The sequence below is a fragment of the Pseudoalteromonas luteoviolacea genome (assembly GCF_001750165.1).
GTDB classification, from domain to species: domain Bacteria; phylum Pseudomonadota; class Gammaproteobacteria; order Enterobacterales; family Alteromonadaceae; genus Pseudoalteromonas; species Pseudoalteromonas luteoviolacea_G.
In genome coordinates this window covers 165,187-178,545 of the sequence record NZ_CP015411.1, presented here as the reverse complement: position 1 = coordinate 178,545, position 13,359 = coordinate 165,187, and the positions used below count along the sequence as shown (strand labels likewise).

Sequence of the window (13,359 nt, the reverse complement as noted above, 5' to 3'; positions counted from 1 at the left end):
CACACAGTGATTTTGAATTGAGCTTATTATGATCCAACTTTCTGATATTGAACTGTTACGAGGCGGAAAAACGCTATTGAAAAATGCCAGCGCGACGTTGTTTGCGCAACATAAAGTCGGTTTAGTCGGTGCCAATGGCTGCGGCAAATCGTCATTGTTTGCATTGCTCAAGTCACAGCTACATGCCGACGCTGGTAACTTTTTAATGCCAAAAGATTGGTCTATTGCCTCAGTTAAACAAGAAACGCCCGCATTGGCCATTTCGGCGATGGAATATGTCCTGCAAGGGCATCCGCAATACTATGAACTGCGTTCAGCACTGCAACAAGCCGAAGCACAGGGTGACGGTGATAAGCAAGCTAAAATCCATCAGCAACTGGAACTAGTCGGCGGCTATAGTATCGAAGCGAAAGCAGGCGAACTACTCCACGGATTAGGGTTTAGTAATGAACAACTAGACTATGCCGTGAGTGAATTTTCAGGCGGATGGCGAATGCGCTTAAACTTAGCACAAGCTTTGATCAGGGATGCTGATTTATTGCTACTCGATGAACCGACCAACCACCTAGATTTGGATGCCGTTTACTGGTTAGAGCGCTTCTTAAAAGCTTACCAAGGTACGCTGGTATTAATTTCCCACGATAGAGAATTTTTAGATGCGGTGGTTGACCAAATCTGGCACATAGATCAACAGTGCATTAATGTTTATAAAGGCCACTACTCACAGTTCGAGCGCCAAAAAGCCGAACGCATGGCTCAGCAACAAGCCATGTATGAAAAACAGCAAGAAACCATTGCACACCTTGAGCAGTTTATAACTCGATTTAAAGCCAAAGCCAGTAAAGCCAAACAGGCTCAAAGTCGTGTTAAAGCACTTGAACGCATGGAGAAGCTAGCGCCTGCGCATGCCGACTCGCCATTCAGCTTTGAGTTTGCCAACCCTGAAAACATCCCTAACCCGTTAATGACACTAGATCAAGCTCAAGCTGGCTATGGTGACATTACGATACTACACCAAATTAAACTTAATCTTGTCCCAGGTAGCCGTATTGCATTACTGGGTAGAAATGGGGCAGGTAAATCTACTTTAATTAAACTGCTGGCCGGAGATATAAGCCCTCAAGCAGGCGAAGTTTTCCAGCACCAAGGCTTAAAAGTCGGCTACTTTGCTCAGCACCAATTAGAATCACTCGATTTAAATGCCAGTGCAGTCACTCACTTACAACGCCTAGATCCGCAAGCTACTGAGCAATCATTACGAGATTTCCTCGGTGGTTTTGCATTTCATGGAGATAAAGCACTTGACCCCGTCGCACCGTTTTCAGGGGGAGAAAAAGCGCGACTTGTGCTGGCCATGTTAGTATATCAATCCCCTAACCTATTACTGCTGGATGAGCCTACTAACCACTTGGATTTAGAAATGCGCCACGCTTTAGTGATGGCCCTGCAAGGCTTTGAAGGTGCCATGGTCACAGTATCGCACGACCGCCACATGCTAAAAAATACCGCCGATGAGTATTACTTGGTAGATAATGGGACTGTCTCGGCATTCGGCTACGATTTGGATGAATACTACCAATGGCTACTCAATGCCAATAAAGAGGCGAAGCAAAAACCTCAAGTAGAAGACAAAGCGCACTCTAGCGTTAATCGTAAAGAACAAAAGCGCCTTGAGGCTGAGTTCAGAAAATCAGTTCAACCACTGAAGAAATCCATAGACAAACTTGAAAAGCAATTGGATAAACTCACCACAGCATTGGCTGATATTGAGTCTCAACTTGCTGATAACAGCTTGTATGAGGCAGAAAACAAAGCCAAACTCAGTGAGCTACTGGCCAAGCAAGCCGCCCTGACACCTGAACTCAATGACACAGAAGAGGCGTTACTAATGACACTCGAGGAGCTTGAAGAAAAAGAAGCACACTTCGCGAGCACTGGCGAAATATGCTGAGTCGTGAACACTTTTGGCAATATGCCTGCGATGTATACCGCAGTGAGCAGGTCCAACAGGTACTCTTAGAGTGCCAGGACCTGCATGGCAAAAACGTCAATCTCTGTCTATTCCTAGACTATTTAAGCACACTCTCGATACAGCTAAATACCCAGCAACTCCAATCGTTAATGAGGTGTGTCGAACACGCTGACAAAACCATATTGCAGCCTTATCGTGCAACACGGCAACAAGTTAAGTCACAGCACCACACATACCCAGACTATCCATCGCTTAGAAAAAGTTTGCTCGCCACTGAGTTGGAGCTAGAAAAGCTGCAGCAATATTTGCTCATTGAAACCGCCAATCACTTGTGCCTCAAACATGATATGCAAAGCGCCAATAACCTCACTCTATACTTGCCAAAGCCTTTGGCTGATAGGTTTGCGTACGCAAAAACATGATCAAGATCAAGCGCTACTTGAAGTAGATATCGGCTAAATAATAAACTTGATCTCGATCATAACCTCTTTAGCATGGCTCATCTACTATGTACTCATCGACAAATTGAGGAGTCACAGCCATGAACGTATTCTTTAGAGATTTCTTTTCCGACCCAGTACTGTATCTATCATTCGGCATACTTGGGGTAGTTATCGCGCTGTGTATCTACTATGTCTACTACTTTGTGAAAAAAGTGAATGAAGCTGAAATACCAGAGTAAGACACTGTCACCAGACTAACGTTAAGCAAATTTAGTTCCCGTTTCAGAATTAAGCACGACGCACAAAGCACCTTATCAGCTTCGCTGATCGGGTGCTTTTTATATCTAACGCAGACATACATACTCATTTGGCAACAGCTTTGGTACACTGTGAGTGTTTACCGTCACAAGAGAATGTCACCTACCTATGTCAAAGCAGCTTGATTTAAACTTTAAGCCCGCTTGGTGGATGCGCAATAGGCATGTTCAAACCATACTTCCCCGCGCTTTTCGTCCAAGATTAAAAGCAGATGTCAACTTTGAGCATCTTACTACCCCTGATGATGATTTTTTGGAATTAGCATGGGCCAATAATGGCAATGCACACGCACCATTAGTGGTTGTCTTACATGGCTTAGAAGGCAATATAAATAGCTTTTATGCCAAAGGTATGTTGCGCGCACTCACACGTTCAGGTTTAGATGCAGTATTAATGCATTTTCGTAACTGCTCAAAAGACGTCAATAAGCAACCTCGTGCTTACCACAGTGGTGAAACACAGGATTTAAGCTTTCTAATTAAGACTTTGAGCGAACGTTTCCCCGGCAGAGCGCTCTTCGCAGTCGGTTTCTCTCTGGGCGGTAATGTTTTAGCTAAGTATTTAGGTGAAAAAGGACAAGCAAGTCGCTTAGCCGGTGCTGCGGTGATTTCAGCACCTTATCATTTGTCATCATCATGTCAGGTGATCAGAAAAAGTTGCTTCAAGCTCTATCAAAAGTATTTATTAGATAGAATGAAGCACTCATTTACACGCAAATTAGACCAAATAAAAAATACCATCGATATCAGTGCCAGTGAGCTGTCACAAATTAATGATTTATGGCAGTTCGACGATCGAGTCACTGCTCCTCTACATGGTTTTAAGGGCGCTGAAGACTATTATGCACAAGCTAGCTCTCAGCCATATTTAAGCTTGATAGAAACCCCGACTTTACTGATCCATGCTGAAGATGACCCCATGCTGTCAACGCAAGCAATCCCGCTTGCAAAACAAACCAGTCCCAAGGTTAAACTCGCAGTTTCATCTAAAGGGGGACACGTGGGCTTTATTGCGGGTAATAACCCATTAAAACCCATTTATTGGTTAGAAAAAGTCGTACCAGAATATATTCATTCACTTATTAAATAGCGGTATTAGTATGCTCATTCCTTATCAACAAATTGCGCCTGAAACACTAGAAAGCCTAATTGAACATTACGTATTACGTGAAGGCACTGACTATGGTGATAGTGAAATCACAACAGAGCAAAAAGTGGCACAAGTTAAGGCGCAATTGCAAAGTGGCGAAGCGCTCATTGTCTTCTCTGAGCTACATGAATCAGTCAACATCGTCAGCAAAGCTCAGTTTCACGCAATGCAAAGCCAAGATTATACTTCTGAGCCAACCTACGACTAATTAAGCGATTAAAAGACCGTCACATATTGAGCCTTTAGAATTAGTTGTTACAATCAAACTTCACAATCATAATAAAGGCGCAAACATGAAGTTCAGCTCAGCTCTTTGTGTTCTGGCACTGGCAACCTCCACTGTCTATGCAAAAGAATACACCGCATCCGAACGTGCCATTCGCTTGGCGCAAGAAAACCTGCTCATCGACACCCATATTGATGTTCCTTATCGAATTAACATGCAGTGGGACGATGTCTCCAAAGCAACGCAGGAGGGAGATTTTGACTACCCACGAGCGATGCAGGGCGGCCTCAACGCACCTTTTATGTCTATTTACATTCCAGCCAGTTTGGAGTTTGAAGGTAAGGGCAAAAGCTTTCAGTTGGCCAATCAGCTCATTGACGGCATGGAAGCATTGGCGCACCGTGCACCTCATAAATTTGCCATTGCCCACAACACCAAAGATATTGAAGCACAATTTGATAAGGGCTTAATGTCTATTGCTATGGGGATGGAAAACGGCTCACCCATTGAGGGAGACCTTAAAAACTTAAAGCACTTCTTTGACAGAGGCGTCCGCTATATCACCTTGGCGCACTCTCAAAGTAACCATATTTCTGACTCTTCTTATGACCTGCGCAGGAAATGGAAAGGCTTAAGTCCATTTGGCAAAGAGCTGGTTGTCGAAATGAATAAAATTGGCATGTTGATAGATGTATCACACATTTCTGACAAAGCCTTTTATCAAGTCATGGCACTCTCAAAAGTCCCTGTCATTGCATCGCATTCATCATTGAGAAAGTACACGCCAGGTTTTGAGCGTAACATGGATGATGACATGTTATTGGCTTTGAAAAAAAATGGAGGTGTCATTCAAATCAACTTTGGTTCGAGTTTTGTCACGTCAGCATCACGCACTTGGTATGACAAGCGCAGTGAAGCAGAGCAAGAAGCAACCAGTCGTGGTGCCATAAAGACAGACTTTCGTGCGGCTTACTTAGCACGTAATCCATTCCCATTTGCAACGCTCGAGCAGGTATTGGATCATATTGATCACGTGGTAAAGCTGATTGGTATTGAACACGTTGGTATTGGCTCCGATTACGATGGCGTTGGTGATTCTTTGCCGGTCGGCCTAAAAGATGTGTCAACCTATCCTAATCTGGTACAAGGATTATTAGATCGTGGCTATAGCGAAAAAGATATTAAACTAATTTTAGGTGGTAATACGCTTAGAGTATGGAAACAAGCTGAAGCTTTCTCTGCACAGTTTTAAGTTAAATCGGGCGGGCTTATGCGCCTGCCTGACGTTTTTGCTGAACTACCCCATCATTGCTACATGTCGGCCCATAATTTTTCAAGCACATAAATATTTATAAACTCACCACCATCCAAGTTGAAATATATAATCGGTGATGATCACTTTTCACAACATAGCCATTAATACGGTCAGCTACGCAACGCATACCAAGCCTTACTGCATACCAAGCCTTACTGCATACTAAGCCTTACTGCATACCAAGCCTTACTGCATACCAAACCTTACTGCATACCAAACCTTACTGCATACCAAGCCTTACTGCATACCAAGCCTTACTGCATACCAAGCCTTACTGCATACCAAGCCTTACTGCATACCAAGCCTTACTGCATACCAAGCCTTACTGCATACCAAGCCTTACTGCATACCAAGCCTTACTGCATACCAAGCCTTACTGCATACCAAGCCTTACTGCATACCAAGCCTTACTGCATACCAAGCCTTACTGCATACCAAACCTTACTGCATACCAAGCCTTACTGCATACCAAGCCTGTTTGTCTTTCTTTTTTAAATTGTTAAATTAAATATATTATTCAGCAGTTTAAAATAATTTTTATCCAAATCCCTTGCTTCTATAGCCATCTTTTAATTTCATAATTCAGCATAATAATTATGTACTTTATTTACAAATACCTTTTTTGGGTTATTATGCACGCGCCAATGTAGCGATGACGTTAACCCGAATTGCGGTGATGTAATTATTTTTCTTCATACAACAATTAAAGGAAGTAGTATGCAGATGCCCAGTCTGATTTCCTGTTTAACAAAAAAATTAGTAACTGTATCAATGCTGCTTTTTGCAGTATTCCACTCTCATGCACAAGAAAAACCCGTTTCACTGGTGCTTAAAGAGTCATTAGGTTCTGATCCCTATAACAAAATGGCCTATCACGATGGATATATTCTTGTATCTGGGAAATTGGAATCTGGTTCGCCCTGGGTCAGTGCTAATCTTGATATTCTAAAATACGGTAATGATGGATTCGAACTGATCAGCCAAACTAAATTAACGAGTAAACAAAAAGCGGGTACTCCAGTTCAAATAAAGAACATAGAAAATCAAAATGGACTTTGGGTGATCCTAGCCTCCAGTTTCGATGGTCATCATATTTTTTCAGCATCAATCGTTGATGGCCGGTTAAACATCTTAGATGAGCTGTACATCAGCGCATATATTGCAGATGGAGAACTGATCGCTGGTCACAACAATAATTTATATTTAATAGAAACACTCGATAGCCTAGTCGCAACGCACTTGTTACTCGACGAAAGTGGTAAATTAGAACAAAAAGAAAGCTTAGAGTTTGGCATCCGTCCATATGAACCTCGTTACAATGATAAATTCAGTGTTTCTTATGATAATCACTCTTTATATCTAACCAGTAATCAAGATGAGATAGGCGCCGGTTTATATAAATTACCACTCACTGACGATGGTGCATTTGGGCAAGTCGTTGAGTTAAAATTAACTAACGCAAAATCCGCTTATCATAGCGCTCAAGTCTCTGGAAATTTATGGTTCTTATCTTATCACTACTGGGGCTTCCAAGTTGCGCGTATCCAAGATAATACGTTAACGGTAATCTACGACAATGAACAGAGCAGCGGTTATACTCATTTCGAATTCAAAGGCAACCAACTCTTTGCCGTTGGGACATTTGGCTCGATAGATGTTTATGACATTAATAACGAAACCGTGATGCGCAAATCTCAACTATTCACAAAAGGTTTTTTAGAAGATGCGATCTTGTCCGGTGATATGTTGCTAGTAACAAAAGAGTCCATGGGAATCGAGGCTTTTCAGGTTAACTCAGATAATACCATAAAAAGCGTACATACCTTTAATCAGTCCGGCCAAGTAAGCGATATTGCAATATACGAGAATGAGCTTGCAGCGTCTTCATTTCAGAGCAATTTGCACTTTTGGCGAACAGATGCATCAAAGCCAGCAAAATTAGAGTCAACTTATCACACAGTCAACAACATTCAAGGTGTTGAGTGGGTCGGTGATGAAATCCTCATTAACGCAGGGGCACAACTGGAGTCTCACCTAGCTGAAGACTTAAAAAAGCAACTTAATGTCGGTATAAAACATGGCAGTTTAGGTAGCCATGGTACAGATGGTCGTATAGTGAAAACCAACAATGGCTTTGTCGCACATGCATTCAATACCCTGAGCTTTATTGACGAAGACAAGAATATTCTATCGCAATTAGATTTAGACTTTCGAGATGGCTATATAACAGTTGCAAATAACTTACTTTTTATCACTAGGTACGACGACTTCTTTAGAAGTTCGCCTGAGATTATTATTTATGACATTTCAGATTTATCGACAGTGACGAAACTCAGCAGTATCGAGCACGAATACTTCTATGCAGGCCAAGTTGCTGTATCAGGAAATACTCTTTATGTATTTGGTTCTCAGGCGCTGCTCTTATTTGATATTAGCGAACCAAATAAACCAGTTAAAAAAAATAGTGTCTCTATCAATTCAGAGACAAGAAATGCCTTTCCATACATTTATAACGATTTATTGATCGCGATTTTTGATGATAAAAGCCTTATATTTGATATATCTAACCCTGAAGAGCCGATTCAAATAAATGAAAACAATCAAATTACTACCAATGGGATCGGCAATGGCGTTGGCAAAGAAATATATACAGTCTCCTATCGTAGCGCTGGTCGTATTGATCGAGTCAATATTAACTATGCACCCACGCAAAAAGACCTACAAATTGAATTAGAGGAAGATGATCAAAATACGGTCGCGCTCTCCCCTGCAGATGCTGAAAACGACGCGGTGAATTTCAGTATTGCTGTTGGACCAGAAAAGGGCCGTGTTTCTATTCAAGACAACAACACACTATTGTATGAAGGTGCGGCAAACCAAAATGGCACAGACAATGTGAAGCTATTAATTCAGGATGCATATGGCGGTGCGAGTTATTTCAGTTTGGTCGTCAATATACTGCCAGTGTACGACGCACCTTCTTTTAAAGGTGACGCTGAGAACATATCAGTGATCAGCGGTGAAAGCCACTCTTCGACCCTTGATGTTGTTAATGTTGATGGCGGTAAACTGCAGTTTGAAATTACTGAGCAAGCAACGAATGGCACCGCGACAATAAATGCTCAAGGCGTGTTGACGTATACTGCGAATGTTAGCAGTTTAGGAGCAGATAAATTTGTGGTCACGGTGACAGATGAGACTGGTGCTAAAGCATCAAAAACAATCAATGTAATGACTATTGAGAAATCTGCAGCAACCCAGGCTAGTAACAATGCTGACAGCGGCGGTGGTAGCTTCTCTCTATTTAGTTTATGTATATTGTTGATAAGCGGTGCCAGACGAAGGTATTGCTCAGTTCATTAGTGACTAAGTACGATTGTGTTTAGCATAAATGCTAGAAATACACACTCACGTAACTTCCATACTCAGGGGCTTGGTTTAAAGTAGCTGATTCTAGACGGTTAAAAAACCTATTCACATTTCGATGCTGGGGCAAAACAAGTGGTCCCAGCATTTTTCCTGCTAATATGATTACTACCCAGCTACATTGCCCTTATGTTGAGTTAAATTACCCCAAATAAACTATACAAGTATTGCTGGAATAGTCTCGGCTCCACAAATCAAGACGGCCTTGCTAAAACTGAAAAGCACGGATATAACAACTTCTAAAATTATGACGTCATCAGTAGCATAATATAATATTGTGTTCAGTAATATTTAATTTAGATCCATAGCAACATGGCCAAGCAAAAGGGCTCAAAGCGGAAGCTTAAAAATTGGTAGTGTGAAAAAGCAATCAGAAAAATAAAGATTAAATAAGGAATTATATTCTAAAGAGAGAATATTTTTCAATATACAGGGATTGGTTGCGGGAGCCGGATTTGAACCGACGACCTTCGGGTTATGAGCCCGACGAGCTACCAGGCTGCTCCATCCCGCGCCTGTATTGTTAAGTTTGTTTTACTTCTTTCTTAACTTAAGAAGTTGGTTGCGGGAGCCGGATTTGAACCGACGACCTTCGGGTTATGAGCCCGACGAGCTACCAGGCTGCTCCATCCCGCGCCTGTAATGTTAAGTTTGTTTTACTTCTTTCTTAACCAAGAAGTTGGTTGCGGGAGCCGGATTTGAACCGACGACCTTCGGGTTATGAGCCCGACGAGCTACCAGGCTGCTCCATCCCGCGCCTGTATGCATCAATAAGAGATGCTTCTTTAAGTAAGTGCTTTTAGGCTCTTCCTTAAAGAGGTCGCTATAATATCTAAATTTATTTTTATTGCAAGGATTTGACAGAAAATAATTGTTCAAATGAACAAAAATACGGCAAAACTGTGTTTTTCTTTATAAAAGCACGTATTTAAGTAAAAAGCGTACCGTGCTAACCGCGTATTTTACCAGCCTAACATGACAAAAATACGCAGTCAGAACATCACCATTTACCTCTGATGAGGACTGATCAACTTCTGAAATTGCCAATCAGGGTGACCCATAACGATAAAGTCAGGGTTTTCGGTCGTTTCGCGTTGGTTGTAAGTTAACGGATTAAATTGTGCATCCGTAATACACCCACCCGCTTCTTCTACAATCACTTGAGAGGCGCCCGTATCCCACTCACCAGTTGGACCGACACGTAAAAAGCAATCCGCTTTACCTTCAGCGATAATACAAGCTTTTAATGAGCAAGAGCCCAGTGCAATCGTATCAAACTGACTGTTTAGGTACTGACTCACCGCCTCAATTTTTTGTCTGCGGCTCACAGCAAGCGTCAACGTATCAGGCGACGCTACAAATATTTGCTCATCGGTCGCACCTGATCGCTTATACGCCCCCGCCCCTTTAGTCGCAAAATAGGTAACATTTTTAGCTGGCCAATGGATTACCCCAAGCACTGGCTGATTCCCCTCAATCAACGCAATATTGACCGCAAAGTCACCACTTTGCAAAATAAACTCACCGGTCCCATCCATCGGATCCAGAAGCCAATAACGCTGCCAATCTTGTCGCTGCTCAAGCGGCGGAATAGGTGTTTCTTCAGACATCACTGGAATATCAGGCGCGAGGGACTTCAAGCCATTCAATAATACCTCATTGGCCGCTAAATCAGCGGCTGTCACTGGTGTATGATCTGACTTTTCCTGCTGACCGATATCATCTTGCTGATAAATCGCCATAATGGCTTGACCTGCCAATTGCGCAAGCTCAATACAAGGTTCTAAGTAGGTTTGCAATTTAAACCTCCTTCAATAAATACTGCTGTAGTAACAACAGTGCAGCCACACTTCGCGCTTCGGTAAAGTCACTTTGATCCAGTAAAGATTGCCAATCATCCAGAGGCCACTTCACCACAACTAGCGGCTCTGGCTCATCCCCTTCTAATTGCTCTGGGTATAAATCTTTTGCAAATAAAATATGCATTTGTGCTTTGAAATAGCTGGGGGCTAAAGAAACCGTTTTTAGGTCGACAAATTCATTTGCGCCAAAACCAACCTCTTCTTTTAACTCTCTGTTACCCGCTTCAACCGGCGTCTCTCCAGGGTCAATAAGCCCTTTGGGGAAACCCAGTTGATAGTCATGTGTGCCTGCACAGTATTCTCTCACTAATAATAGTTCATTTTCAGCCGTTATTGGCACAATCATTACCGCACCACGACCACCGCCTTTAATCCGTTCATATTGCCTTCGTTCACCGTTTGAAAATTGTAAGGATAAAGATTCAACACTAAATAATCGACTCGATGCAACTACGTCAGATGATATAATTTCCGGCGGACATGGATGCTTTTTCTGTGACATAAACTTTTATTTGCTATGATGTGGGTAACCTAATCATAAAGCCTTTGCAGTTAAAAGCCTATGCTAAATTGGTCAAAAATCGATACCGTCTTACTCGACATGGACGGCACACTTTTAGATCTCCATTTTGATAACCATTTTTGGTTAGAGGTCATCCCCCAAGCCCACGCACTCAAGCAGGGCCTTACGCTTGAGCAAGCTCGTGCAGATATTCTTGCCAGGTATGAAGCCGTGACAGGACAAATCCAATGGTATTGCCTAGATTACTGGCAAACAGAACTTAAGCTACCTATCATGGAACTAAAACGCGAAGTAGAGCATCTCATTTCGCTCAGAGACGATGTGCCAGACTTTTTACAAGCGCTCAAAGATGCAGGTAAAGAATTAGTGCTACTTACCAATGCCCATCCAGATAGCTTAAGCCTTAAAATAGAGCGCACCCAGCTCATTGGCACGCAATTCGATGGCTACTTGGACAAGATCATTTCGACCCATGAATACGGTGTCAGTAAAGAAAGCCAGTCTCTTTGGCAGCAAGTTGAGGTAGATCTTGGATTTGATAAGTCGCGGACTTTATTTGTAGATGACAGCTTAAGCGTATTAGCTGCTGCAAAAAAATATGGCATTGGCCACTTATTGGCCATCAATAACCCTGACAGTCAGCAACCTCCAAAAGAGATCACTGACTATATGGCCATCAGTGACTATCGTACACTCTTACCCATTACGTAATTTACGCAGGATAGCGTGCCTGTAAGCCACTATATACTTGCTTCGCAAAGTCTGGGTGCTCAGTGTCTAGGCTTTTGACTATCTCCACCAAGTGCTCATTATCCTCTTTGCCATCCCACTCTTTGATGTAGGTACCTTCTTTGTAACCGTGATCTTGACGGAAGAAGTTCAACGTATTTTTACCCACATACCCTCGGTACAAATCATCGATACTCATACCAATTTGCGCCATGCATCCTGCAAATGCTGCCGCATTGAATGCTTTGTCAGCCACAGCACTGGCAGCCAACAACTCAAGTGTTTGTTTGAAGTCATCAGCTTGGTTCGGAGCAGCAAGTTCTTTATCTAACTGCTTTGCCAACTCTTCAAATGAGGTTTCGCCATCAATACGCAGTGATAAACCAAAATGAAAAATATCTACCAGCTCTAAAATCACCTGCTCTGTGTCTGGCGTTTGTTTTTTCCACCACTTCCAACCGTAGTGGTCTAGCATTTCTGCACACTCGACCCAAATTGCTCGATACCATTCAAAACCCTGACTAAACCATTGCTCATGCACCTTGGTATTCATCGCATTTTGCATTTCCAGCATCACCACCAGCTTTGTGATATTTGCAGACATATTCGCTCTCTTTGACCTGATAAATTATAAAAGTTACACACAATATCATACCCGAGCGAAAGCCTTTCGTCACTTTGCCTGTCTTATATCACTGACCAATCATTTTTATCGAGGAACTTATGCAAGTATTACTCTTTGCTTTACTGCTCGCTGTGCTACCAAGCGCATTTGCGGCAACTATCACTAATATCAGTAACACACAGGAAACCGTGGCGCCGCTGCTGCCGGGATTAGACGCACCAGCGATGACATTAAAAAATAGTCAGGGTAAAGCGGTGGATTTAGCCCAGCTATATCAAAATAAAACAACGCTCGTGGTCGTTTATCGTGGTGGATGGTGTCCATACTGTGTGCGCCAACTGAACGGGATCCAAAAAATTGAGTCGCAACTGGCAAAATTAGATGTGCAGATAGTTGCTATTTCTCCTGACTCACCACAGTCCCTTGCTAAAAGCACCATAGAGTCACCCAATTATATGCTGCTGTCTGATGCTGAGCTGGCTTATTCTCAAGCGCTCGGGTTGGCGTATTACTTAGATGATAAGACCGCCAAAGCGTATCGTAACAAGTTAGGCGTAAACTTTGTTGACCTTGATGGGAAGGACCGTGTTGCACTACCTGTACCTGCAGTCTTTGTTATCGATAAAAAAGGCTTAATTCAGTTCCAATACGCTAATCCGAATTACAAAGTGCGTTTGGATGAGCAAGTGCTACTCGCTGCTGCAACAGCGGCAAGTAAACTTTAAAAGAGGCTGGAAGTGGTGCCAGCTGAGCAGCTGTCACCACTTTTTT

General features: G+C 42.6%; 12 protein-coding genes and 3 tRNA genes. 9 read left to right on the top strand and 6 right to left on the bottom strand.

The features are described 5' to 3' along the window. The first annotated feature begins 28 nt into the window (after nt 1–28). From S4054249_RS00760 to S4054249_RS00735, 7 genes are all read left to right on the top strand, one after another. Complete coding sequence (locus S4054249_RS00760) at nt 29–1,951, top strand: ATP-binding cassette domain-containing protein (protein ID WP_046357833.1); 1,923 nt, start codon at nt 29–31, stop codon at nt 1,949–1,951. Beyond that, nucleotides 1,945–2,394, top strand: coding sequence for a TIGR02444 family protein (locus tag S4054249_RS00755; RefSeq protein ID WP_046357832.1), 450 nt, complete (start codon nt 1,945–1,947; stop codon nt 2,392–2,394). Before S4054249_RS00760 ends, S4054249_RS00755 begins: the two co-directional genes overlap by 7 nt. A 119-nt stretch (nt 2,395–2,513) precedes the next feature. Next, complete coding sequence (locus S4054249_RS26445) at nt 2,514–2,654, top strand: hypothetical protein (protein ID WP_167354824.1); 141 nt, start codon at nt 2,514–2,516, stop codon at nt 2,652–2,654. Between the two features lie 187 nt (nt 2,655–2,841). Further along, nucleotides 2,842–3,822, top strand: coding sequence for a hydrolase (locus tag S4054249_RS00750; protein WP_046357831.1), 981 nt, complete (start codon nt 2,842–2,844; stop codon nt 3,820–3,822). Between the two features lie 10 nt (nt 3,823–3,832). Next, nucleotides 3,833–4,090, top strand: coding sequence for a YheU family protein (locus S4054249_RS00745; protein ID WP_046357830.1), 258 nt, complete (start codon nt 3,833–3,835; stop codon nt 4,088–4,090). Nucleotides 4,091–4,175: 85 nt separating this feature from the next. Beyond that, nucleotides 4,176–5,360, top strand: a complete 1,185-nt coding sequence (locus S4054249_RS00740; RefSeq protein ID WP_046357829.1) for a dipeptidase — start codon at nt 4,176–4,178, stop codon at nt 5,358–5,360. A 780-nt stretch (nt 5,361–6,140) separates the two neighbouring features. Continuing rightward, nucleotides 6,141–8,786, top strand: a complete 2,646-nt coding sequence (locus S4054249_RS00735; RefSeq protein WP_046354332.1) for an Ig-like domain-containing protein — start codon at nt 6,141–6,143, stop codon at nt 8,784–8,786. A gap of 500 nt (nt 8,787–9,286) precedes the next feature. On the opposite strand, the gene S4054249_RS00730 is transcribed toward S4054249_RS00735, so the two are convergent. From S4054249_RS00730 to nudE, 5 genes are all read right to left on the bottom strand, one after another. After that, nucleotides 9,287–9,363: transfer RNA gene (locus S4054249_RS00730), tRNA-Met, on the bottom strand. Between the two features lie 45 nt (nt 9,364–9,408). Next, nucleotides 9,409–9,485, bottom strand: a tRNA-Met gene (locus S4054249_RS00725). A gap of 44 nt (nt 9,486–9,529) precedes the next feature. After that, nucleotides 9,530–9,606 (bottom strand) — tRNA-Met (locus S4054249_RS00720). Between the two features lie 250 nt (nt 9,607–9,856). Continuing rightward, the gene (gene cysQ / locus S4054249_RS00715; protein WP_046356447.1) at nt 9,857–10,648 is read right to left on the bottom strand and encodes a 3'(2'),5'-bisphosphate nucleotidase CysQ; all 792 of its coding nucleotides are present in this window, start codon (nt 10,646–10,648) and stop codon (nt 9,857–9,859) included. A gap of 1 nt (nt 10,649) precedes the next feature. Further along, complete coding sequence (nudE, locus tag S4054249_RS00710) at nt 10,650–11,213, bottom strand: ADP compounds hydrolase NudE (RefSeq protein ID WP_046356446.1); 564 nt, start codon at nt 11,211–11,213, stop codon at nt 10,650–10,652. Between the two features lie 60 nt (nt 11,214–11,273). Here nudE and yrfG point away from each other — a divergent pair, with 60 nt between their 5' ends. Further along, the gene (gene yrfG / locus S4054249_RS00705) at nt 11,274–11,945 is read left to right on the top strand and encodes a GMP/IMP nucleotidase (RefSeq protein WP_046356445.1); all 672 of its coding nucleotides are present in this window, start codon (nt 11,274–11,276) and stop codon (nt 11,943–11,945) included. Between the two features lies 1 nt (nt 11,946). On the opposite strand, the gene S4054249_RS00700 is transcribed toward yrfG, so the two are convergent. After that, the gene (locus tag S4054249_RS00700; protein WP_046356444.1) at nt 11,947–12,567 is read right to left on the bottom strand and encodes a dUTP diphosphatase; all 621 of its coding nucleotides are present in this window, start codon (nt 12,565–12,567) and stop codon (nt 11,947–11,949) included. Nucleotides 12,568–12,686: 119 nt separating this feature from the next. On the opposite strand from S4054249_RS00700, the gene S4054249_RS00695 reads away from it, so the two are divergent. After that, nucleotides 12,687–13,313, top strand: coding sequence for a peroxiredoxin-like family protein (locus tag S4054249_RS00695; RefSeq protein ID WP_046356443.1), 627 nt, complete (start codon nt 12,687–12,689; stop codon nt 13,311–13,313). Nucleotides 13,314–13,359: the final 46 nt, after the last annotated feature.

What these genes read in the sequence shown, in the direction of transcription:
- S4054249_RS00760 (WP_046357833.1), top strand. Translation starts at nt 29, where the DNA reads ATGATCCAACTTTCTGATATTGAACTGTTACGAGGCGGAAAAACGCTA.
- S4054249_RS00755 (WP_046357832.1), top strand. Translation starts at nt 1,945, where the DNA reads ATGCTGAGTCGTGAACACTTTTGGCAATATGCCTGCGATGTATACCGC.
- S4054249_RS26445 (WP_167354824.1), top strand. Translation starts at nt 2,514, where the DNA reads ATGAACGTATTCTTTAGAGATTTCTTTTCCGACCCAGTACTGTATCTA.
- S4054249_RS00750 (WP_046357831.1), top strand. Translation starts at nt 2,842, where the DNA reads ATGTCAAAGCAGCTTGATTTAAACTTTAAGCCCGCTTGGTGGATGCGC.
- S4054249_RS00745 (WP_046357830.1), top strand. Translation starts at nt 3,833, where the DNA reads ATGCTCATTCCTTATCAACAAATTGCGCCTGAAACACTAGAAAGCCTA.
- S4054249_RS00740 (WP_046357829.1), top strand. Translation starts at nt 4,176, where the DNA reads ATGAAGTTCAGCTCAGCTCTTTGTGTTCTGGCACTGGCAACCTCCACT.
- S4054249_RS00735 (WP_046354332.1), top strand. Translation starts at nt 6,141, where the DNA reads ATGCAGATGCCCAGTCTGATTTCCTGTTTAACAAAAAAATTAGTAACT.
- nudE (WP_046356446.1), bottom strand. Translation starts at nt 11,213, where the DNA reads ATGTCACAGAAAAAGCATCCATGTCCGCCGGAAATTATATCATCTGAC.
- yrfG (WP_046356445.1), top strand. Translation starts at nt 11,274, where the DNA reads ATGCTAAATTGGTCAAAAATCGATACCGTCTTACTCGACATGGACGGC.
- S4054249_RS00700 (WP_046356444.1), bottom strand. Translation starts at nt 12,567, where the DNA reads ATGTCTGCAAATATCACAAAGCTGGTGGTGATGCTGGAAATGCAAAAT.
- S4054249_RS00695 (WP_046356443.1), top strand. Translation starts at nt 12,687, where the DNA reads ATGCAAGTATTACTCTTTGCTTTACTGCTCGCTGTGCTACCAAGCGCA.